General features: G+C 70.6%; 20 protein-coding genes and 1 pseudogene. 10 read left to right on the plus strand and 11 right to left on the minus strand.

Going from position 1 to position 20,944, the window contains the following annotated elements; translation table 11 throughout:
• Positions 1 to 15: 15 nt before the first annotated feature.
• The 3 genes from OHO27_RS05220 to OHO27_RS05230 all read right to left on the minus strand — a co-directional run bounded on the left by OHO27_RS05220 (position 16) and on the right by OHO27_RS05230 (position 2,234).
• Complete coding sequence (locus tag OHO27_RS05220) at positions 16 to 726, minus strand: 4-carboxy-4-hydroxy-2-oxoadipate aldolase/oxaloacetate decarboxylase (protein WP_328420732.1); 711 nt, start codon at positions 724 to 726, stop codon at positions 16 to 18.
• Positions 723 to 1,511 (minus strand): PIG-L deacetylase family protein, encoded by a 789-nt coding sequence (locus OHO27_RS05225; RefSeq protein WP_328420735.1) that lies wholly within the window; start codon positions 1,509 to 1,511, stop codon positions 723 to 725. The genes OHO27_RS05220 and OHO27_RS05225 overlap by 4 nt, the downstream gene beginning before the upstream one ends.
• A gap of 72 nt (positions 1,512 to 1,583) precedes the next feature.
• Positions 1,584 to 2,234: a GntR family transcriptional regulator gene (locus OHO27_RS05230; protein WP_328420738.1), complete on the minus strand. Its 651-nt coding sequence runs from the start codon at positions 2,232 to 2,234 to the stop codon at positions 1,584 to 1,586.
• A gap of 201 nt (positions 2,235 to 2,435) precedes the next feature.
• Here OHO27_RS05230 and OHO27_RS05235 point away from each other — a divergent pair, with 201 nt between their 5' ends.
• A complete protein-coding gene (locus OHO27_RS05235; RefSeq protein ID WP_328420740.1) occupies positions 2,436 to 2,780 on the plus strand; it encodes a cupin domain-containing protein in 345 nt (114 codons plus the stop codon).
• On the opposite strand, the gene OHO27_RS05240 is transcribed toward OHO27_RS05235, so the two are convergent.
• Positions 2,770 to 3,774 carry a LacI family DNA-binding transcriptional regulator gene (locus OHO27_RS05240; protein WP_328430352.1) on the minus strand — a complete coding sequence of 335 codons (1,005 nt, stop codon included), beginning with the start codon at positions 3,772 to 3,774 and terminating at the stop codon, positions 2,770 to 2,772. The two genes, OHO27_RS05235 and OHO27_RS05240, sit on opposite strands and share 11 nt — an antisense overlap.
• A 134-nt stretch (positions 3,775 to 3,908) precedes the next feature.
• Between OHO27_RS05240 and OHO27_RS05245 the strand changes: the two genes are divergently transcribed.
• Positions 3,909 to 5,066 (plus strand): Gfo/Idh/MocA family protein, encoded by a 1,158-nt coding sequence (locus tag OHO27_RS05245; RefSeq protein ID WP_328420742.1) that lies wholly within the window; start codon positions 3,909 to 3,911, stop codon positions 5,064 to 5,066.
• A gap of 9 nt (positions 5,067 to 5,075) precedes the next feature.
• Here the strand turns inward: OHO27_RS05245 and OHO27_RS05250 are convergent, their stop codons facing one another.
• Both OHO27_RS05250 and OHO27_RS05255 read right to left on the minus strand, forming a co-directional pair.
• Complete coding sequence (locus OHO27_RS05250) at positions 5,076 to 5,693, minus strand: TMEM175 family protein (RefSeq protein ID WP_328420744.1); 618 nt, start codon at positions 5,691 to 5,693, stop codon at positions 5,076 to 5,078.
• A gap of 66 nt (positions 5,694 to 5,759) precedes the next feature.
• Complete coding sequence (locus OHO27_RS05255; RefSeq protein ID WP_328430353.1) at positions 5,760 to 6,788, minus strand: LacI family DNA-binding transcriptional regulator; 1,029 nt, start codon at positions 6,786 to 6,788, stop codon at positions 5,760 to 5,762.
• A 107-nt stretch (positions 6,789 to 6,895) separates the two neighbouring features.
• Between OHO27_RS05255 and OHO27_RS05260 the strand changes: the two genes are divergently transcribed.
• The 4 genes and pseudogenes from OHO27_RS05260 to OHO27_RS05275 all read left to right on the plus strand — a co-directional run bounded on the left by OHO27_RS05260 (position 6,896) and on the right by OHO27_RS05275 (position 10,931).
• Complete coding sequence (locus OHO27_RS05260; RefSeq protein WP_328420746.1) at positions 6,896 to 8,056, plus strand: phytanoyl-CoA dioxygenase family protein; 1,161 nt, start codon at positions 6,896 to 6,898, stop codon at positions 8,054 to 8,056.
• Positions 8,057 to 8,073: 17 nt separating this feature from the next.
• Positions 8,074 to 8,849: pseudogene (locus OHO27_RS05265) on the plus strand (SDR family oxidoreductase).
• Positions 8,850 to 8,907: 58 nt separating this feature from the next.
• Entirely contained in the window at positions 8,908 to 9,912 is a 1,005-nt protein-coding gene (locus tag OHO27_RS05270; protein ID WP_328420748.1) for a Gfo/Idh/MocA family protein, read from the plus strand.
• Positions 9,909 to 10,931 carry a Gfo/Idh/MocA family protein gene (locus OHO27_RS05275; RefSeq protein ID WP_328420750.1) on the plus strand — a complete coding sequence of 341 codons (1,023 nt, stop codon included), beginning with the start codon at positions 9,909 to 9,911 and terminating at the stop codon, positions 10,929 to 10,931. The genes OHO27_RS05270 and OHO27_RS05275 overlap by 4 nt, the downstream gene beginning before the upstream one ends.
• 55 nt (positions 10,932 to 10,986) lie before the next feature.
• Here the strand turns inward: OHO27_RS05275 and OHO27_RS05280 are convergent, their stop codons facing one another.
• Genes OHO27_RS05280 through OHO27_RS05300 form a run of 5 tightly spaced genes read right to left on the minus strand, consistent with a single transcriptional unit; the run spans position 10,987 to position 15,948 of the window.
• Complete coding sequence (locus tag OHO27_RS05280) at positions 10,987 to 12,009, minus strand: Gfo/Idh/MocA family protein (protein ID WP_328420752.1); 1,023 nt, start codon at positions 12,007 to 12,009, stop codon at positions 10,987 to 10,989.
• A 25-nt stretch (positions 12,010 to 12,034) separates the two neighbouring features.
• On the minus strand, positions 12,035 to 12,937 hold the full coding sequence (locus OHO27_RS05285) for a sugar phosphate isomerase/epimerase family protein (protein WP_328420754.1): 903 nt from the start codon (positions 12,935 to 12,937) through the stop codon (positions 12,035 to 12,037).
• Between the two features lies 1 nt (position 12,938).
• Positions 12,939 to 13,847, minus strand: coding sequence for an ATP-binding cassette domain-containing protein (locus OHO27_RS05290; protein WP_328420756.1), 909 nt, complete (start codon positions 13,845 to 13,847; stop codon positions 12,939 to 12,941).
• A gap of 5 nt (positions 13,848 to 13,852) precedes the next feature.
• Positions 13,853 to 14,932, minus strand: coding sequence for an ABC transporter permease (locus OHO27_RS05295; RefSeq protein WP_328420758.1), 1,080 nt, complete (start codon positions 14,930 to 14,932; stop codon positions 13,853 to 13,855).
• Positions 14,932 to 15,948 carry a sugar ABC transporter substrate-binding protein gene (locus OHO27_RS05300; RefSeq protein ID WP_328420760.1) on the minus strand — a complete coding sequence of 339 codons (1,017 nt, stop codon included), beginning with the start codon at positions 15,946 to 15,948 and terminating at the stop codon, positions 14,932 to 14,934. The genes OHO27_RS05295 and OHO27_RS05300 overlap by 1 nt, the downstream gene beginning before the upstream one ends.
• Before the next feature lie 297 nt (positions 15,949 to 16,245).
• On the opposite strand from OHO27_RS05300, the gene iolC reads away from it, so the two are divergent.
• Genes iolC through iolD form a run of 4 tightly spaced genes read left to right on the plus strand, consistent with a single transcriptional unit; the run spans position 16,246 to position 20,921 of the window.
• Positions 16,246 to 17,205 carry a 5-dehydro-2-deoxygluconokinase gene (gene iolC, locus OHO27_RS05305; RefSeq protein WP_328420762.1) on the plus strand — a complete coding sequence of 320 codons (960 nt, stop codon included), beginning with the start codon at positions 16,246 to 16,248 and terminating at the stop codon, positions 17,203 to 17,205.
• A 34-nt stretch (positions 17,206 to 17,239) separates the two neighbouring features.
• Positions 17,240 to 18,118 carry a Cgl0159 family (beta/alpha)8-fold protein gene (locus tag OHO27_RS05310; protein WP_328420764.1) on the plus strand — a complete coding sequence of 293 codons (879 nt, stop codon included), beginning with the start codon at positions 17,240 to 17,242 and terminating at the stop codon, positions 18,116 to 18,118.
• Positions 18,119 to 18,144: 26 nt separating this feature from the next.
• Positions 18,145 to 19,032: a 5-deoxy-glucuronate isomerase gene (gene iolB, locus OHO27_RS05315; RefSeq protein WP_328420766.1), complete on the plus strand. Its 888-nt coding sequence runs from the start codon at positions 18,145 to 18,147 to the stop codon at positions 19,030 to 19,032.
• Between the two features lie 11 nt (positions 19,033 to 19,043).
• The gene (gene iolD / locus OHO27_RS05320) at positions 19,044 to 20,921 is read left to right on the plus strand and encodes a 3D-(3,5/4)-trihydroxycyclohexane-1,2-dione acylhydrolase (decyclizing) (RefSeq protein ID WP_328420768.1); all 1,878 of its coding nucleotides are present in this window, start codon (positions 19,044 to 19,046) and stop codon (positions 20,919 to 20,921) included.
• Positions 20,922 to 20,944 lie beyond the last annotated feature (23 nt).

Below are 20,944 nucleotides of genomic sequence, written 5' to 3' on the forward strand. Positions count from 1 at the left end.
CCTCCGCCTGCCGGGTCACGGCTGCGCCTCCTCACGGACGTACTCGTCGTAGGACTTGTACGTCACACCGAGCCGTACGAGGGTCTCCCGCAACCCGTAGCGGTCCAGGCCGAGTTGGCCGTCGAGGAAGGCGGCACGGGTCGCGGCCTCCTTGGCCTCGCGGGCTTCGGCCTTCGCCACTGTGCCCCGGACGCGCTCTCGGGGTACGACGACCACGCCGTCGTCGTCGGCGAGGATCACGTCGCCGGGGCGGACGACCTGGCCGTCGATGGCGATCGGCACGTTCACGGAGCCGCCGGTGGCTTTGACGGTGCCCTGCGAGGACACCGCCCGCGACCAGGCGGCGAAGCCCATGTCCCGCAGCTCCTGGGTGTCGCGGATGCCCGTGTTGAGCACGACACCGCGCACGCCGCGCTGCTGGAGGGCGGTCGCGAACAGCTCCCCGAACAGACCGTCCGTGCAGGGCGAGGTGGTGGTGACGACCAGGATGTCGCCCGGGCCGCACTGCTCCACGGCGGCGTGGATCATGAGGTTGTCGCCGGGCCAGCCGATCACCGTGACGGCGGTGCCGGCGACCCGTACGCCCTGCTGGACGGGACGAATCGCCGCCCCCAGCAAGCCCGTTCGGCCCATCGCCTCGCTCACCGTCGCCACGCCGAAGCCGGCCAGCGCGTCGACGTCCTTCAGCTGCGCCTTGGGCGGGTTGGTGACGATCACGCCGCTCATGCCAGCTCCTTCGCGATCTGCGGGAAGGGGCGCATGTACGCCTCGGCCATGGTCCTGTGGGCCAGGCCCAGGTTGGGTCCGGCGTTGCGCTTGAGCTGGACGCCGCGGCGGACGGCGAGGTCGGTGTAGTAGTCCCACAGGTGCTGTTGGGCGCCTAGGCACTCCATGGCCGCCCGCTTGGTCTCCCACACCTCGGTGATGTCGAGCAGGACCTCGGGCCGGAAGCCGCTCATCTCGGGCTGGTGCGGCTCGAAGTAGAAGACCGGCGGGGCGCCGATGATGTCGCCGTCGCCCGGGTAGCCGATGGCCTGCGCGAGGATCCGGGCCTCGAGGGCCATGCGGTTGGCGGCCGGGTGGTCGCCGTTGTACGGGTCCTCGGCCGGGTGGGTGAGCACCACGTCGGGCTGGGTCTCGCGGTGGACGGCGACGAGCCGGTCGGTCAGCTCGGCGGTGGCGAGCAGCGGATAGTCGCCGGCGTCGAAGAAACGGACCTCGGCGCCGAGGGTGGCGGCGGCACGCTCGGCCTCGCCCTGGCGGATCGCCTTGATCTCCTCCAGCTTCCTGCCCTCGCGCCAGGCCTTGGCGGACTCGCCGCGCTCTCCGAAGGTCAGGCAGGCGATGGTGACCTTCTCGCCCCGGGCGGCGGCCAGGGCGATGGCTCCGCCCGCTCGCCACACGAAGTCGCCTGCGTGGGCGGTGATGACGAGGGTCGAGCGTGGTGGGGATGGGGGTCCCCCCGCGCGAGGTTGTTCGAGCGTGGGGGAGGGCGCATCGGCGTGCGTCATTACGGGTCTTCTCCTTGGATGACAGGGGTGCGCCCGCCCCCTGACGCGCCGTCACGCGGCGACGTGCACGACTCAGTCGCGCAGCGCCTCGATCACGCTGCCGAGGTGGGCGCGGACGGCCGCCTCGGCCGCCTGCGGGTCCCTGGCCCGGATCGCCTCGATCATGGCCAGGTGCTCGTTCAGGGAGTGCTGCGGACGACCCGGCCGGAGCGCCAACTGAAAGCGGTGGCGCACCAGTTGTGCGTTGAGCCGCTCCAGCAGTTCCCCGGCCGTGCGCTGGCCGGAGAACTCCCGGATTCTGGCGTGCAGTTCCTGGTTCAGCTCCGAGTACGTCATCGGCTCGCCGTCGGCCACGGCCTTGGTCATCGCCGCGCCGAGGTCCGCCAGTTGGGTCAGCTGCTCGTCGCCGGCCGCGACGGCTGCCTTGGCCGCGCACAGCCCCTCCAGGACCATGCGGCACTCGGTGATGGCGACCGCTTCCTCCACGGTCACCACCCGCACCCGCGAGCCGCGGTTGCGGATCCGCTCGACCAGTCCCTGTGCCTCCAGATCGATGAGTGCCGCGCGGATGCTGGCCCGTGTCACACCGAACTGCTCGGCGAGTTCGTTCTCCACCAGCCGCTGCGCCGGTGCCATCTCGCCGTGCAGGATCGCCTGCCGCAGCTGCGCGAGCGCATGCTGCTTGGCCTGCTCTCCGGTGCTCGGACGGGCTTCCTTCGGCATGTGCCCTCCCTGAGTGAGTGCCTGTCGAACGTAAATCTAGCCAAACAGAATTGTCAACAATTTCGTCTGCTGTATTGAGCGCAAGATCGCGCCCCGCACAGTCGGGAGGTACGCGGTGACGACGGAGTGTCCGCTCGGCGCCGCCGACACCCCACACCCTGTCCACGCCCCCGCCCCGCTCACCCCGGTTAGGGTCGCGGCATGACGCACAGCTTCGTACTGCACATCCCCGACGCCGAGCTCGAACCCGAGCCCCTCGCCCCCGAGCAGATCGTCTCCGGCACGCCCGAGGTGACCGGGAAGGTGGTCTGGGAGTCGGCGGACGGGCGTCAGGTGCGGGGCATCTGGCAGATCACGCCCGGCGTGGTCACCGACACGGAGGCCGACGAACTGTTCGTCGTCATCAGCGGGTCGGCCACCATCGAGTTCGAGGGCGGGCCGACGCTGACGGTGGGGCCCGGCGACATGGCCGTACTGCGCGAGGGTGACCGTACGACCTGGACGGTGCACGAGACGCTGCGCAAGGCGTACGCGATCAACCAGTGAGCGGCGGCGCCGTCGAGCCACGGATCTCCAACGTCGGTGCCGCGAGGCGAACTTCGCCCGTTCCCCCACCGCCGTCGAAACGTTCGAGCAGACAGCGGGCCGCGCGCCGGCCGACCTCGTGGCTGGCGTTGTCGACGCTGGTGAGCCAGACGTGCCGCAGGCGGGCGATGCTCGTGTTGTCGTAGCCGACCACGGACAGGTCGCGCGGCACCCGCAGCCCCGACTCGTCGGCCGCCGACAGTGCGCCGACGGCGGCGATGTCGTTGACGGCGAAGACGGCCGTCGGCCGGTCCGCCCGGCTCAGCAGACGGACCGTCGTGCGGTAGCCGCCCTCCTCGGTCATGTCGCTCGGCTCGACGACCGCGCCGGACGCGAGGCCGTGCTCCCGCATGGCCGCCTCGAAGCTGCTCCGGCGCAGCTCACCGACCGCGCCGTACCCCGCGATGTGCGCGATACGCCGGTGCCCGAGGCCGATGAGGTGCTCGGTGACCAGGCGGGCGCCCCGCTCGTCGTCGTTGGCGACGACGTCCACGCCGGGCAGCCGCGGCTCGCGCGCGCCCGCCACCACCACCGGGAGGCGCTCGGCGACCGCCCCGAGCGCGGCCGGGTCGGGCAGCGTGCCGACGACGATCAGGCCGTCGACCCCGAGCTCCAGGAAGGGGCCGGTCGGGTCCTGTCCGGTACGGCGGTTGAGCCGGGCGTCGGCCAGGAGCATGTGCAGGCCGTTGTCGTGCAGGAGTGAGTTCAGACCGTCGAGCATGTCGACGAACCAAGGATTGCGCAGGTCGTTCAGGAGGACGCCGACCGTGCGGGTGCGCTGCTCGCTGAGGCTGCGCGCGGCGGCGTTCGGGCGGTAGCCGAGCTCGCGCACGGCCCGCAGGACGGCCTCCCGCTTCTCCGGGCGCACCTGGTCCGAGCCGCGCAGGACCAGCGAGACCAGCGACTTGGAGACGCCCGCCCGGTCGGCCACATCACGGATCGTCGGCGCTCTCATGGACATGGACCGTTCCATGCGGTGCTCACCTTGTCAAAGGGGCCGGGAAAGGGTTGACACCGGCGCCGGACCGCACCCAAGGTGATTTGGACAGCAGATGGACCGGTCCAAAGGAAGTCCAAGGAAGGGCTGCAATGGTGGATACGCTCGGTGTCGCCGTCGTCGGATTCGGCTGGATGGGGCGGGTGCACAGCCAGGCGTACGCCCGTGTCCCGCACCATTACCCGCAGCTGGCCCTGCGTCCGCGGCTCGTGACCGTCGCCGAGGAGGTGCCCGGCCGGGCCGAGGAGGCCGCCGCGCAGTTCGGCTTCGCCTCGACGACCCGTGACTGGCGCGAGGTGGCCGCCGACCCGCGCGTGCGGGCGGTCAGCATCACCGCGCCGAACTTCCTGCACCGCGAGATCGGCGTCGCGATGGCCGAGGCGGGCAAGCACATCTGGATCGAGAAGCCGGTGGGCCTGTCCGCCGCGGACGCCCAGGCGGTCGCCGACGCCGTCGCCAAGGCCGGCGTCCAGGGCGCGGTCGGCTTCAACTACCGCAACGCGCCCGCCGTGGAGGCGGCCCGCGACCTCATCGCGGCCGGCGAGATCGGCACCGTCACCCACGTCCGCGTCCGCCTCTTCAGCGACTACGCCGCCCACCCCGACGGCGCCCTGACCTGGCGGTACGAGAAGGAGCGCGGCGGCAGCGGGGTGCTGGGCGACCTCGCCTCGCACGGCGCCGACCTGGCCCGCCATCTGCTCGGCGACATCGCCTCCCTGACCGCCGACACGGCGATCTTCCTCCCGGAGCGGGCCCGCCCCACCGGCGCCACGGCCGGCCACAGCCGCGCCACCGGGGGCGAGCTCGGGCCGGTCGAGAACGAGGACTACGTCAACTGCCTGCTGCGCTTCGACTCGGGCGCACGCGGCGTGCTGGAAGCCTGCCGGGTCTCGGTCGGCGAACAGAACAACTACGGCTTCGAGGTGCACGGCACCAAGGGCGCGGTCTTCTGGGACTTCCGGCGGATGAACGAACTCGGCATCAGCCGCGGCACGACCTACCAGGACCAGCCGGTCAGCACGGTGTACGTCGGCCCGGGCGACGGCGAGTTCGGCGCCTTCCAGCCCGGCGCGGCGAACGCCATGGGCTACGACGACCTCAAGGTCATCGAGGCGTCCCGCTTCCTGCGCTCGGTCGCCGAGGGCGTCCCGCACGGGGCCACCCTTCAGGACGCGGTGCACAGCGCCGCCGTACTGGATGCGATGGCGCGGTCGGCTCAGAGCCGCGCGTGGGTGTCCGTGGACGCGTAGCCGGCGCGGTCAGTGGTCGGCGTGCAGGCGGGCGCGCAGGCCGAGGGAGACCTTGAGCGGGATCAGGACGAGCCACCACCACGCGGCGGCGGCCCCGGCCACCAGGGTCAACGGGATGGTGAGGAGGAACACCGTCACCGTCACGGCGAGATCGAGGGCGTAGAGCCCGAAGCCGCCCACCGGGGTGACGTCGCCGCGCAGCCACGGGCGCCGGGCCAGGACGGCGACCAGGGCGAGGTGGGCCGCGCCGAGCGCCGCGACCGACGCGGCGTAGATCGCGACCGAGACGGGGTCGTGCCCGTACTCGGAGATCAGCCTGGTGGGGAACGGCAGCAGCGCCGCGATGCCCAGACCGAAGACGGACAGGGTGATGAGCTGTCCGTCGACCTCGCGTACGGTGCGGAAGATGCTGCGGTGGTCGCGCCAGAAGCTGCCCAGCACCACCACGCTGAGGGCGTAGGCGCCGAAGTCCGGGAGCACGTCGCGCAACGCGTCGTGGTACTCCCGCTCGGTCAGCTCCCGCGGCACGTTGAGGTCCAGGACGAGCAGGGTGATGGCGATGGCGAACACGCCGTCGGCGAGCGCCAGCAGCCGTTCGGGCCCACCGTCCGGGTTCGATTTCCACATGCGCACGACGGTAGGGAGCCAGGGCGAGTCGAGCGGGCGTACACGCCAGGGGCACGGCCTCGATCGTCATCCGATGGGCGTGGGCATGTTGTACGGGGTCACCACTTGGATCGCCGACGGCAGCGTGGGTCCCGCGGGCGGCAGCGCGCCGTGGGCCCGCATGACGATGTGGCAGGCCTCGCGCATGTCCTGGCGCAGGTCGTGGTGGAGGACGGCGGACAGGCGGTGCTCGCGCAGCAGGCGGGTGTTGTCGTGGTCGAGGTCGTGCGCGACGAACACCGCGCACGGCCGGCCGAGGTCCTCGAAGGCGCGCAGCGTGGCGATGTTGCCGCCGCCGATCGAGTAGACCGCGCGGATCCGCGGGTCGCGCTCCAGGGCGGCCCTCACCAGGTCGTACTGGGTGGCGTCCAGGCCCTGCCCCTCAGCGAGTTCGACCAGCGTGCGCTCGGGGTGCCGGGCGCGCATGGCGCTGCGGAAGCCCATCTCGCGCTCCTCCTCGTTGCGGAAGAAGCCGCTGCTGAGGCTGGTGAGGACATGGCCGGGACGGTCGCCGAGCCACTGGCCCATGAGGTATGCGGCGGTCGCACCGGCGGCCCGGTTGTCGATGCCGACGTACGCGAGGCGGGGAGTGGACGGCAGGTCCGTCACGAGGGTCACCACGGGGATGCCCAACTCCGCGAGCCGCGCGACGGCGGCGGTGATCTCGGGGACGTCCGGGGCCTTCAGGATCACGCCCTGTGAACCGCGCCGGCCTATCCGGTCCAGGGTCCTCGTCAGCTCCTCCACCGGGCCCGTCTCGCGGAAGTGGAAGCGGGAGCGCACGACGGCCGGGTGCAGGGCCGGCAGCTCGGCCTCCAGGGCGGCCCGTACGGCCGTGGAGAACCGCTCCGGCGTCTGCATCACTATGTCGATCATGAAGGTACGGCCCACCAGCCGGACCTGTGTGCGCTGCCGGTCCAGGTCGGCTATCGCCTGGCTGACCTCGCGCGCGGTGCTCTCCCGCACCCCGCCCCGCCCGTTCAGAACCCGGTCGACCGTGGCCTCGCTCAGTCCCGCCTGACGTGCGATCTCGCGGATCGGGAACGGGTGGCCCATGCGACGGCTCCTTGAGGGGTTTTTGATGGTCGCCTGCTGGTTGTTCGAGGGGATTGTCATGACAAGAATGGCAGCGCTGAGTCGCCCCTGTCACCGAGAGGACGCCGATGTCCTTCACCCCCGTACACCGCCGGGCCTGGCTGTCCGAGCACGACTGCGACCTCGCCGGCTTCCGTGAGGTGGTCGAGCGGACCACGGACCTCGCCGACTACCCGTACGCCTCCGCCGTGGAGCGCAACGTCCTGATCTACGACAGCGACCGCCTCCGCAAGGCGCAGGACGGCAGGGCGGTGCGGGCCGAGCTGGTGCGCGCCCTCACCGACGGGCCGGGCATCGTGGTCTTCCAGGGCGCCTTCCCGGACCCCGAGATCGTCGACCGGCTGAGCGCCGTGTTCGACGCCCTGATCGCCGAGCAGCGCGCCTCGGGCACGAGCGCCGGGGACCACTTCGCCAAGCCGGGCGCCAACGACCGGGTCTGGAACGCGCTGGAGAAGGCGGCCCTCTACGACCCCGAGGCGTTCGCCGACTACTACGCCAACGACATCCTCGCGCTGGTCTCCCGCGCCTGGCTCGGCCCCGGATACCAGGTGACCTCGCAGGTGAACGTGGTCAACGCGGGCGGCGCGGCGCAGACCGTGCACCGCGACTACCACCTGGGCTTCCTCTCCAACGAGGTCGCGGCCGCCTTCCCGGCCCATGTCCACGTCCTCTCCCCCGTGCTCACCCTCCAGGGCGCCGTCGCGCACTGCGACATGCCGGTGCGGTCCGGGCCGACGATGTACCTGCCGTACTCGCAGACGTACGAGCCCGGCTACCTGGCCTGGCGACTGCCCGAGTTCCAGGAGTACTTCGAGGCGCACCACGTCCAGCTCCCCCTCGCCAAGGGCGACGCGGCCTTCTTCAACCCGGCGTTGTTCCACGCGGCCGGCACCAACCGGTCGGCGGACATCAGGCGGATGGCGAACCTCCTCCAGGTGTCCTCCGCGTTCGGACGGGCGATGGAGACGGTGGACCGCGAGGCCGTGGCGAACGCCGTCTACCCCGTGCTGCTGGCGCGCACGGGCGTGGACGAGGCGTGGACGGCGAACGTCATCGCAGCGAGCGCCGAGGGCTACCCCTTCCCCACGAACCTCGACAGCGACCCACCGGTCGACGGCCTGGCCCCGCCCTCCCAGGCGGACGTCGTACGGCGCGCGCTGCACGAGGCATGGACTCCCGAGGCTCTGCGGGACGAGCTGCGGGCCGGCGCCGAGCGGCGCCAGAGCTGAAAGGACCCGAAGAAGACATGGGACTTCTCGACGACAAGGTCATCCTCGTCAACGGCGGAAGCCAGGGCGTGGGCGCCGCCATCGCGCGTGCCGCCGTGCGCGAGGGGCGGTCGTGGCCGTCACCGGGCGGCGCACCGAACCTGGTGAAGCCCTGGTGGCCGAGCTGGCCGCCGCCGGCGGCAAGGCCCTGTTCGTGCGGGCCGACCTGTCGGACGCCGAGCAGGCGAAGACCTCCGTCGCCGAGGTCGTCGACGCGTACGGCCGGGTCGACTGCCTGGTCAACTCGGCGGGGCTGACATCCCGGGGCACGCTGCTCGACACCACGCCCGAGCTGTTCGACCAGCACATCGCGATCAACCTCAAGGCGCCGTTCTTCGCCATGCAGGCCGCCGTCCAGGACATGGTCGCCCGCAAGGCGCCCGGCACGATCGTCAACATCATCACGTCCTCGGCACACGGCGGGCAGCCGTTCCTCGCGCCGTACGTCTCCGCCAAGGCCGGCCTGATCGGCCTGACCCGCAACGCCGCGCACGCCCACCGCTGGGACCGGGTCCGCATCAACGGCCTCAACATCGGCTGGACGGCCACCGAGGGCGAGGACGCCACGCAGAAGGCCTTCCACGGTGCGGACGACGGCTGGCGTGAGGAGGCCGCCGCGCAGCTGCCGATGGGCAAGCTGGGCCAGCCGGACGAGATCGCCGACTTCGTGGTGTTCCTGCTGTCGGAGCGGTCCGGGGTGGTCACGGGATCGGTGATCGACTGGGACCAGAACGTCCTGGGCGGCCTCGACTAGATCTTCGTCAGCGCTCCGACCTCTCCCCCGCAAGCCCCGTACCCAAGGAAGCAGAACCATGCGTATTGGAATCCTCGGCCTCGGCCGCATCGGCGCCTTCCACGCCGAGACCCTCTCCGGACTCGACGCGGTCGACTCCCTCGTCGTCACCGACCCGTTCGCGGACGCCGCCAAGGCCGCCGCGGAGCGGTTCGGCGCCGAGGTCGTGGACTCGCCCGAGGCCCTGCTAGCCGCCGGCGTGGACGGCATCGTCGTCGCGGCGGCGACGGACGCCCACCCCGCGCTGATCCTGGCCGGCGTCCAGGCCGGCATCCCCGTCTTCTGCGAGAAGCCGGTCGCCAGGACCATGGCCGAGGGCGTCGAGGTGCTCAAGGCCGTCCGGGGCAAGGACGTGCCGATCCAGATCGGCTACAACCGCCGCTTCGACGCCGGGTTCGTCAACGCCCGCGCGGCCGTGCGGAACGGCGAGCTCGGCAAGCTGCACACGGTCCGCTCGACCACGCTGGACCCGGCGCCGCCGCCCGCCGCGTACATCGCCGCCTCCGGTGGCATCTTCCGGGACTGCTCGGTGCACGACTTCGACATCATCCGCTGGGTGACCGGCCGCGAGGTGAGGGAGGTGTACGCCGTCGGCGGCAACAGGGGCGCCGACTACATCAAGGAGGCGGGGGACGCCGACACCACCGGCGCGATCCTCACCCTGGACGACGGCACGATCGCGGTCGTCTCCAACTCCCGCCACAACGCCCGGGGTCACGATGTCCGCATGGAGATCCACGGCTTCACGGACTCCATCGCGGTCGGCCTGGAGGACAAGCTGCCGCTGCGCTCGGTCGAGCCGGGCGTGACCTTCCCGGCGGGCACGCCGCACGACTTCTTCATGGACCGCTTCAGCGCCGCCTACCGCGCCGAACTCACCGCGTTCACCGAAGTCGTGGCGGGTACCCGGCCCTCGCCGTGCACGATCGAGGACGCCCTGGAGGCGGGCTGGATCGCCGACGCCTGCACGCTGTCTCTGCACGAGCACCGTCCGGTGACGATCGAGGAGGTACGGCAGGGATGAACGATTCGGGCCGGGAACCGCTGCGCATCGGGGTACTGGGCGCGGCACGCATCACCGAGCTCTCCCTCGTCGGCCCGGCCCGGACGACCGGCCACCGCCTCGTGGCGGTGGCCGCGCGCGACCGGGCCCGCGCCGCGGCGTTCGCCGACGAGCACGACGTCGAGCGGGTGGTGGATTCGTACGCCGACCTGCTCGCCGACCCCGAGGTCGAGGTCGTCTACAACCCGCTCGCCAACGGCCTGCACGGGCCCTGGAACCTCGCCGCGCTCGCGGCCGGCAAGCACGTCCTCACGGAGAAGCCGTCGGCGAGCAACGCCGAGGAGGCGGCCGAGGTGCGGGAGGCGGTCACGAAGTCCGGGAGCGTCTTCATGGAGGCGTTCCACTATCTCTTCCACCCGGTCACCCGGCGCCTGCACGAGATCGTTCAGAGCGGTGAACTGGGCGAGTTGCAGCGGGTGGAGACGCTCGTCGCGATCCCGGCACCGGACGATCTGGACCCGCGCTGGTCGCTGCCCCTCGCGGGCGGCGCCGTGATGGACCTCGGCTGTTACGGCCTGCACGCGGTGCGGATGCTCGCGCCGTGGGCCGGCGGTGCGCCGCGCCTCGTCCGCGCGCGGGGCGGGGAGCGGGCCGGGGCTCCGGGCGTCGACGAGTGGCTGGACGCAGAGCTGGAGTTCCCCGGTGGGGCGACCGCGTCCGCGCGCTGTCACATGGCATACGGCGAGCTGGAGATGAGCTGCCGGATCGTCGGCTCGCTGGGCGAGGCGTTCGCGCCGAACTTCGTGCTGCCGCACCGCGACGACCGGGTCGTGGTGCGTACGGCGCAGGGCGAGCGGACGGAGCGGCTGGGCACGCGCTCGTCGTACACCTACCAACTGGAGGCGCTCGCCGCGCACATCCGCCGGGACGCCCCGCTCGCACTGGACGCGGACGACGCGCTGGCGACGATGTCGCTGATCGACGAGGCCTACCGGGCGGCGGGGTTCGAGCCGCGGCCGCGTAGCGCGCTCGCGCGCTGAGTACGGGAGACCGAACGGAAGGGCCGGGGAGGTTCCCCGGCCCTTCCGTTCGTTGTCAGCGGTACAGCGCGGGCCGTTCGACGAGGTCCACCGGAACCCGGCCGCCCTCCTCCAGCGCCCGTACGGCCGCCTCGCACACCGCGGCCACGGCGTACCCGTCCCACGCCGTGGGGCCGGTGACCTCGCCGCGCCGAGTGGCGTCGACCCAGGCCTGCACCTCACGGTCGTAGGCGTCGGCGAACCGCTCGATGTAGTCCTGGGCGATGATGCCGCCCCAGCGGCCGGCCGCGTTGGTGACCATGGCGTGGCCGTCGCCGACGCGGGCGGTGCCGCGTTCGCAGACGACCTCGGCCTGGACCTGGTAGCCGAATCCGCAGTTGACGAAGATCTCGACGTCGACGATCGCCCCGCCGTCGGTCTCGAAGACGACGAACTGCGGGTCGCGGATGCCGTCCGGCGCGTTCCCCGACGGGGTCGGGGCCAGCACGGTGACGGCCGTGATCTCGTGGCCGAGCAGCCAGCGGGTCACGTCCATCTCGTGCGTCACCGAGTCGTTGATGAGCATCTCGGAGGTCCAGCCGGGCGGGCTGGCGACGTTGCGGTGCCGGTTGTGGAGCATCAGGGGACGGCCCAACTGGCCCGTCTCCAGCAGGACCTTGAGCTTCGCGTATTCCGCGTCGTAGCGCCGCATGAAGCCGACCTGGACCCGGCGCCGGCCCAGCTTCTGCTCGGCCTGCAGGACGCGCAGCGCGGACGCGGCGTCGGGGGTGAGGGGTTTCTCGCACAGCACCGGCAGGTCGTGCTCGAAGGCCGTGAGGAGTGCCGCCTCGTGGGCGGGCCCCGGCGAGGCGATGATCACCGCGTCGACGTCGGCCGACGCCATCGCGGCGGCCGGGTCGGTGTGGGCGGAACAGCCGTCGACGCGGGCGGCCACCGATTTGGCGCGTTCCGCGTCGACGTCCACGACAGCGGTCACCCGTGCCCCGCTGATGACCTCCTGGACACGGCGGACGTGGTCCGCGCCCATCTTTCCGGTACCGATGACTGCGACTCCGAGCGTGTGCGGACGCTGAGTCATGGTGATCGGCCGTCCTTTCGGGTCGTCAGGCGCCGCAGGACCTCAGGAACTTGCGGGTACGGACCGCGATGGGCAGGGGCTTGTCCGGCTCGCACGGGTACATGTCCTGCTCGACGATCGCGAACAGGTCCACGTTCAGCTGCTGCGCGGCCGTCAGGACCGGCCCCAACTCCGGCACGCCCGCCGGGGGTTCACACATCACGCCGCGCTGGACGGCGGGCCCGAACGGAATCTCGTTCTTCACCACGTCCGCGAGGATCTCCGGGTCGACCTGCTTGAGGTGCAGATAGCCGATGCGCTCGCCGTACGTCTCTATCAGCTTGACGCTGTCACCACCGCAGTAGGCGTAGTGGCCCGTGTCCAGGCAGAGGTTGACCAGGTCGGAGTCGGTCGAGTCGAGGAAGCGCTCGACGTGCGCCTCGGTGTCGATGTGGGTGTCGGCGTGCGGGTGCACGACGATGTCGAGGCCGAACTGCTCCTTCACCTCGTGACCGAGCCGCTCCATGCCCTTGGTCAGATGCGCCCACTGCTCGCCGGTGAGCTCCGGCGGCTCCAGGATCTCGGCGGTCTTGTCGTCCCGCCAGAAGGACGGGATGACGACCAGGTGCTTGGCGCCCACGGCCTGGGTGAGGCCGGCGACCTGGCTGACGTGCTCCCAGGTGGACTCCCAGACGGCGGGGCCGCGATGCAGGCCGGTGAAGATCGTGCCGGCGGACACCTTGAGGTTGCGCCGGTTCACCTCGTCGGTGAGCCGGGCCGGGTCGGTCGGCAGATAGCCGTACGGGCCCAGCTCGATCCACTCGTAGCCGGCCTCGGTGACCTCGTCGAGGAAGCGTTCCCAGGGCACCTGGACGGGGTCGTCGGGGAACCAGACGCCCCAGGAGTCGGGGGCCGAGCCGACCCGGATGCGGTCCAGCACAGGGGGCATGTCAGGACTTCCCTTCGGAGGATGCCACGGGTGCGGTGAGGTCTGCGGCCTCGGGGAGTTCCTCGACGTCGACGCCGCGGACCTGGGCCAGTTCGTGCTTGAGGGCGGCGAGTTCGGTGCCGCCGGCCATGTGGTTGGTGAGTTCTTCGAGGCTGACCTCGTCGCGGGAGGCGTTGAGCTCCATGGTGCCGAGGCGCAGGACGCTGAAGTGGTCGCCGACCATGTAGGCGTGGTGGGGGTTGTGGGTGATGAAGATGACGCCGAGTCCGCGGTCGCGGGCGGCGGCGATGTACTTCAGCACGACGCCGGACTGCTTGACGCCGAGGGCGGCGGTGGGCTCGTCCAGGATGAGGACGCGGGCGCCGAAGTAGACGGCGCGGGCGATGGCCACACACTGGCGCTGGCCGCCGGAGAGTGTGCCGATGGGCTGTTCCAGGTCGTCGAGGACGATGCCCATGTTGCGCAGTTCCTCGTCGGCGGTCTTCTTCATCGTGTCGATGTCGAGACGGCGTACGGGCCAAGGGCCCTTGGTGATCTCGGAGCCGAGGAAGAAGTTGCGCCAGACCGGCATCAGGGGGACGACGGCGAGGTCCTGGTAGACCGTCGCGATGCCCTTGTCCAACGCCTCGCGCGGAGTGGAGAAGCGCACCGGTTCACCGTCGACGAGGAACTCGCCCTCGGTGTGCCGGTGCAGCCCGGAGATGATTTTGATGAGGGTCGACTTGCCCGCGCCGTTGTCACCGAGAACACAGGTGACCTGGCTCGGGAACACCTTCAGGTCGACGCCGTGCAGGGCACAGATGTTGCCGTAGGACTTGCCTGCGTTGCGCAGTTCGACGACCGGGGCGTCCTTCTGCGGGGTCTCGTCCTGCAGGACGGCACCGTGGGTGCCGGTTTCGTTGCTTGTCATTCGGGTCACCTCCGGGTCGCCGTGCGCTGGACCCACAGATTGATGAGGACGGCGCCGAGGAGCATCACGCCGAGGAAGGCCTTGAACCAGTCGGGGTTCCAGCCGGCGTAGACGATGCCCTGCTGCACCAGGCCGAACATGAACGCGCCGAAGACCGGCCCGATCGCGGAGCCCGCGCCACCGGTCAGCAGACAGCCGCCGATCACCGCGGCGGCGATGTAGATCAGCTCCTGACCGACGCCCTCACCGGACTGGACGGTGTTGAACGAGAACAGCTGGTGCATGCCGACGAACCAGGCGCCGAAGCCGACCAGCATGAACAGCGAGATCTTCGTGAACGTCACGGGCACACCGACGGCCCGGGAGGACTGCTTGTTGCCGCCGACCGCGAAGATCCAGTTGCCGTACTTGGTGCGCAGCAGGACCCAGGTGGCGAGCGCCGCGAAGACGAGCCACCACACGACGGTGATCTTCACCTGGACACCGCCGACGTCGAAGGACGAGGCGAAGAGCGCCTTGGCCTGGTCGAAGCCGTCCATGTCGCTGATGTCGTCGGTGGCGACGTTGCCGGTGATCAGCTTGGTGACCGCGAGGTTCACGCCCTGGAGGATCAGGAACGTGCCGAGGGTGACCAGGAAGCTCGGCAGACCGGTCTTGACCAGCAGCCAGCCGTTGAACAGACCGACCCCGAGGGACACGATCAGGGCGACGATCACACCGACCCAGACGTTCATCGTCAGCTGGTAGCTGACCATGCTCGCGGTCAGGGCCGAGGTGATCACGGCGACACCGGCGGACAGGTCGAACTCTCCGCCGATCATCAGCAGCGCGACCGGCAGGGCCATGATCCCGATGGTCGACGACTGGTACAGGATGTTCGCCATCGAGCTGCCGTCACGCACGGCCGGGGCCGTGATGAGGAAGAAGATCAGCACCGCGACGGCGCCGAGGAAGACACCGACCTCGGGACGGGCGAGGAGGCGCAGCGCCAGGGGGCGCTCCTTGGTCCGCCCGTCGGATTCCTTGCCGGGGCCGGAGGCCGGCGGTGTGGTCACCGCCGGCTCAGCCTGTCGGGTCATGCTCATCACCGAGTGCCCTTCGCGGCGAACTTGTCGATCATCTCGACGTTCGTCTTGTCGACGAAGGCCGGTCCGGTCAGCACCGGGGCCTCCCCGCCGCCCATGTAGTTGCCGTTGTTCTTGTAGAGCCACAGGGAGTCGATCGCCAGGTAGCCCTGGAGGTAGGGCTGCTGGTCGACGGCGAACTCGATGTCGCCCTTGCTGATCGCTCCGGTCAGCTGCTTGTTGAGGTCGAAGGTGGCGACCTTCGCCTTGCTGCCCGTCTCGTCGACGGACTGCGCGGCCGTCAGCGCGAACGGGGCGCCGAGGGCGACGACGTAGTCGATGTCGCTGTCCGTCTTGAGCTTGGCGGTGATCGTGGACTTCACGGACGGCATGTCCGTGCCGTTGACGTTCAGGGTCTCGATCGTGCCCTCGAACGTCTTCTTCACTCCGTCACAGCGCTGGGTGAGGCCGATGTTGCCCTGTTCCTGGATGACACAGACGGCCTTCTTGGCGCCCTCCTCGTTCAGGCGCTTGCCGAGCGCCTCGCCGGCCACCGTCTCGTCCTGACCGAAGAACTCCATCAGGCCGAGCTTCTGCCAGTCGCTCACACCGGAGTTGAGACCGACGACAGGAATGTTCGCGGCCTTCGCCTTGCTGACGACGTCCTTCATGGCGTCCGGCTTGGCGAGGGTGATCGCGATGCCGTCGACCTTCTGGTCGATCGCGTTCTGCACCAGGTTGGCCTGGTTGCCCGCGTTCGGGTCGGCGGAGTAGACCAGCTTGATGTTGTCCTTCGCGGCGGCCGCTTCGGCGCCCTTGCGGACGATGTCCCAGAAGGTGTCGCCGGGCGCCTGGTGCGTCACCAGGGCGACGGTCATACGGGGAGTGTTGGCCTTGCCCGCAGAAGCGTTTTCCCCACCCTCCTCGGCCTGCTTGCCACCGGAGCCGCTGGAGCAGCCTGCGAGGGTCAGCGCAGCCGCGGCAGCCAGAGCCACCATAGGGGCCAGCTTGCGGGAGCGGGGGTAGTAGCGGTCCATCTTTCCAGCACCTCACTGTGCGACGGGTGTGCGACGGGGGGAAAGGGATGATCACTGGATCCGAGACCCGGACCCTTGGGAAGTCCGGGTCGTATGTCGTGGAACACGGCGGGTTCGCTGACACGGGATCCAATCCCTGGATGCGCCCGCTGTCAATACTTTGTTAAGACATCATTTCACGCTCAGGTCCGAATGTAAGTACAAACTATTGACAGCGTCGGCCTCCACGACCTACATCTTGGAGGCGGCAGGCCCGATGGGACCCGCACCCCCAGTCCAGCTGTAGGAGCGTCGCGCATGGCCGAGTCAGCCAAGTCCTTCGACTTGATCACGATGGGAAGGATAGGAGTCGATCTCTACCCCCTGCAGTCTGGCCTACCTCTCACGCAGGTGGAGACGTTCGGCAAATTCCTCGGAGGCTCGGCCGCGAACGTCGCGGTGGCCGCCGCTCGGCTCGGTCGCGACACCGCCGTGATCACGCGCACCGGCGACGACCCGTTCGGCGCCTACCTGCACGAGGCCCTGAAGGACTTCGGCGTCGACGACCGCTGGGTGACGCCCGTCGCGGCGTATCCGACGCCGGTGACGTTCTGCGAGATCTTCCCGCCGGACGACTTCCCGCTGTATTTCTACCGGCAGCCTAAGGCCCCTGACCTGGAGATACACTCCGACGATCTCGACTACTGGGCCATCCGCTCGGCCCGGGTGTTCTGGATCACCGGCACCGGCCTGAGCGAGGAGCCGAGCCGCTCGGCCACCCTCGCCGCTCTCAAGGCCCGCGACAGGGCGGGCACGACGGTCTTCGACCTCGACTGGCGGCCGATGTTCTGGCGCGACCCCGAGGAGGCGCGGCCGTACTACGCCGAGGCCCTTCGGCACGCGACGGTCGCCGTCGGCAACCTCGACGAGTGTGAGATCGCCACCGGCGTACGCGAGCCGCGCGCCTGCGCCGAGGCGCTGCTGGCGGCCGGCGTGGAGCTCGCGGTCGTCAAGCAGGGCCCCAAGGGCGTGCTGGCGGTCCACCGCGACGGCACGGAGGCTGAGGTGCCGCCGGTGCCGGTCGAGGTGGTCAACGGCCTCGGCGCGGGCGACGCCTTCGGCGGCTCACTGGTCCACGGGCTGCTGTCCGGGTGGGATCTGGCCGAAACCATGAGGTACGCCAACGCCGCCGGTGCCCTCGTCGCGTCCCGCCTCGCCTGCTCCTCTGCGATGCCCACCGAGTCCGAGGTCGAGAACCTCCTCGCCCAGGCGTCATGACGGCCGACCGAGCCACCCCTGAACGGAGCTTTCCTTGAGCATCAGCATCCCCGACCTCACCGCGGTCAGAGCCCGGCACCCCGAGGCGATCGCGGAGGCAGCGGCAAGCCGGGTGCGCCGCCCGCTGGTCGGCGACAGCGGCCGCCTGATGATCGTGGCCGCCGACCATCCGGCACGCGGCGCGCTGGGCGTCGGCGACCACCGGCTCGCGATGGCCGACCGGGCCGATCTGCTGGAACGTCTCTGCACCGCGCTGTCCCGGCCCGGCGTGGACGGGGTGCTGGCCACCGCCGACATCCTGGAGGATCTGCTGCTGCTCGGCGTCCTCGACGACAAGGTTGTCATGGGCTCCATGAACCGCGGCGGCCTGGCCGGAGCGTCCTTCGAGATGGACGACCGCTTCACCGGCCACCGCGCCGAGGACATCGCCCGGCTGCGCTTCGACGCGGGCAAGCTGTTGGTCCGTATCGACTACGACGACCCGGGCTCGCTCACCACCCTGGAGTCCACGGCCCGCGCCATCGACGCCATGGCCGCGCTCCAACTGCCGCTGTTCGTCGAGCCCTTCATATCCCGGCGGATCGAGGGCAAGGTACGCAACGACCTGTCCGCCGAGGCCGTCACCAAGTCGATCGCCATCGCGTCGGGACTGGGCGGCACCTCGGCGTACACATGGCTGAAACTGCCCGTCACCCATGACCCCGACGACATGGCCGAAGTTCTTCAGACGTCCACACTGCCCGTCGTCCTGCTCGGCGGCGAGGTCGGGGACGACCAGGAGGGTGCCTACGAGCGCTGGCGCAAGGCGCTCCGGCTCCCGACCGTCCAGGGCATGGTCGTCGGCCGCTCGCTGCTCTACCCGGCCGAGGGCAGCGTGGAGACGGCGGTGGACACGGCCGTCGGCCTGTTGTGACACGCACTGTGACGCGGAGGAACACGATGACGTATCACCTTCCCGCGGGAAAGGCGCTCGGCGGCCCGTACGTCGTGGACGTCACGCCCGAGAAGGCCGGCTGGGGCTACTCCAGCCTGCGGATCCTGGAGCTGCCACCCGGCGGCTCGCACAGCTTCGACACCGGCGACAGCGAGTGGATCGTGCTGCCGCTGAACGGTGGCTGCACGGTCGAGGCCACCGACGACTTCGGCCATGACACGTTTCAACTCACCGGCCGTGACAGCGTGTTCACCGCCGTCAGCGACTTCGCCTATGTGCCGCGCGACGCCCGTACGACCATCTCGTCGCCCGGCGGCGGACGGTTCGCGCTGACCGGTGCACGGTGCTCCCGTCGGCTGCCCGCCCGCTACGGACCGGCGTCGTCGGTGCCGGTGGAGCTGCGCGGCACGGGAAACAGCAGCCGCCAGGTGAACAACTTCGGCGCGGCAGGCGTCTTCGAGTGCGACAAGCTCATCGCGGTCGAGGTCATCACGCCGGGCGGCAACTGGTCGTCCTTCCCGCCGCACAAGCACGACGAGCACCGGCCCGGCGAGGAGTCCGTGCTCGAAGAGATCTACTACTTCGAGTTCGCCGACCACGAGGGCACCCCCGGTCTCGGCTACCAGCGCGTCTCCCCGTCGGGGCACGGCCGGAACACCGATGTCCTGGCCGAGGTACGCGGCGGCGACGTCGTGCTGATCCCCGACGGCTGGCACGGGCCCTCGATGGCCGTGCCCGGCCACCACATGTACTACCTCAACGTCATGGCGGGCCCCGAGGCCGAGCGCGCCTGGCTGATCTGCGACCACCCCGACCACGCCTGGATCCGCGGCACCTGGCCGGACCAGCCCGTCGACCCCCGTCTGCCCCTCTACACCGCTGAGTCCCAGTGAGGTCCCCCGAGATGAGCCAGCCCACGATCCGCCTGACCGTCGCCCAGGCGCTGGTGCGGTTCCTGTCCGTGCAGTACACCGAGCGCGACGGCGTACGGCACCGGCTGATCGCCGGCACGTGGGGCATCTTCGGCCACGGCAACGTGGCCGGCATCGGCCAGGCCCTCCGCCAGGCGGGCGAGGACGTCATGCCGTACCACCAGGGCCGCAACGAGCAGTCCATGGTGCACGCGGCCGTCGGCTACGCCCGCCAGCTCAACCGGCTCTCCGCACAGGCGGTGACGACGTCGATCGGACCGGGCGCGACGAACCTGGTGACGGGTGCAGCCCTGGCCACGATCAACCGTCTTCCCGTACTCCTGCTCCCCGGCGACTACTTCGCCTCGCACGCCCCCGACCCGCTGCTCCAGCAGCTGGAGCACCCGAGTGAGGCGGACGTGTCGGTCAACGACACCCTGCGCCCGGTCTCCCGCTACTTCGACCGGATCACCCGCCCCGAGGCACTGATCCCGTCCGCGCTGAACGCCATGCGCGTCCTCGCCGATCCGGCCGAGACCGGCGCGGTCACGCTGGCCCTCCCCCAGGACGTCCAGGCGGAGGCGTACGACTGGCCGGCGGAGTTCTTCGCCGAGCGCGTCTGGTACGTACGGCGCCCCGCGCCCGACCCGGTCGAGCTGGCGGCGGCCGTCGAGGCGATCCGCTCCGCCGAACGCCCGCTGGTCGTCGCGGGCGGCGGCGTCCACCACAGCGAGGCCGAGTCGGCGCTGAAGGCGTTCGTCGAGGCCACCGGCGTCCCCGTCGCCTCCACCCAGGCCGGCAAGGGCTCACTCCGCCATGACCACTTCGCCGACCTCGGCGGCATCGGCCACACCGGCACCTCGGTCAGCGACGACATCGCCCGCGGCGCCGACCTGGTGATCGGCGTGGGCACGAGATACACCGACTTCACCACCGCCTCCGGCACGCTCTTCCAGAACCCGGACGTGCGTTTCCTGAACCTCAACATCACCGGCTTCGACGCGCACAAGCTGGCCGCGCGGACGCTGGTGTGCGACGCGCGAGCCGGGCTCACGGCACTGACGGAGGCGCTTTCCGGCCACCGCGTGGACGGCGCGTACGAGGCCGAGTACCGCGCCGGCAAGGAGCGTTGGGACGGGGTGGTGGAGGCCGCCTACCGCGCCGACGACGAGACGGCCGTGCCGACGCAGACGCAGGTGCTGGGCGCGCTGGACGCGGTCGTCGGCGACGACGATGTGGTCATCAACGCGGCCGGTTCGCTCCCGGGCGACCTGCACAAGCTGTGGCGGGCTCGTTCGCCGCGCCAGTACCACCTGGAGTACGGCTACTCCTGCATGGGCTACGAGATCCCGGCCGGGATCGGGATTCAGCAGGCCGCCCCGGACGCGGCCGTGTGGTCGCTGGTCGGCGACGGCACCTACCTGATGATGCCGACGGAGATCGTGACCGCGGTCCAGGAGGGTCTGCCGGTCAACATCGTCCTGATCCAGAACCACGGCTACGCGTCCATCGGCGGGCTCTCGGCCGAGACCGGCGGCGAGCGCTTCGGCACCGACTACCGCTACCGGGCCGCCGACGGCACCTTCACCGGCGCCCCGCTCCCGGTCGACCTCGCCGCCAACGCGGCCAGTCTGGGCATGGACGTCCTGCGCGCCAAGACGGTGGGCGAACTGCGCGAGGCGCTGGCCACGGCCCGTGCCTCGGACCGGCCGACCTGTGTGTACGTCGAGACCGACATCACGAACCCGACCTCGCCGGGCGCCGAGGCCTGGTGGGACGTGCCCGTGGCCGAGGTCGCCTCCCGCGAGGCCGCCGTCGAAGCCCGCGAACGGTACGACCAGCACGTCACCGACCGTCGCCGCCACCTCTGAACTCCCCGCATCCGACCCGCACT

This window comes from Streptomyces sp. NBC_00443 (assembly GCF_036014175.1).
Classification (GTDB): domain Bacteria; phylum Actinomycetota; class Actinomycetes; order Streptomycetales; family Streptomycetaceae; genus Streptomyces.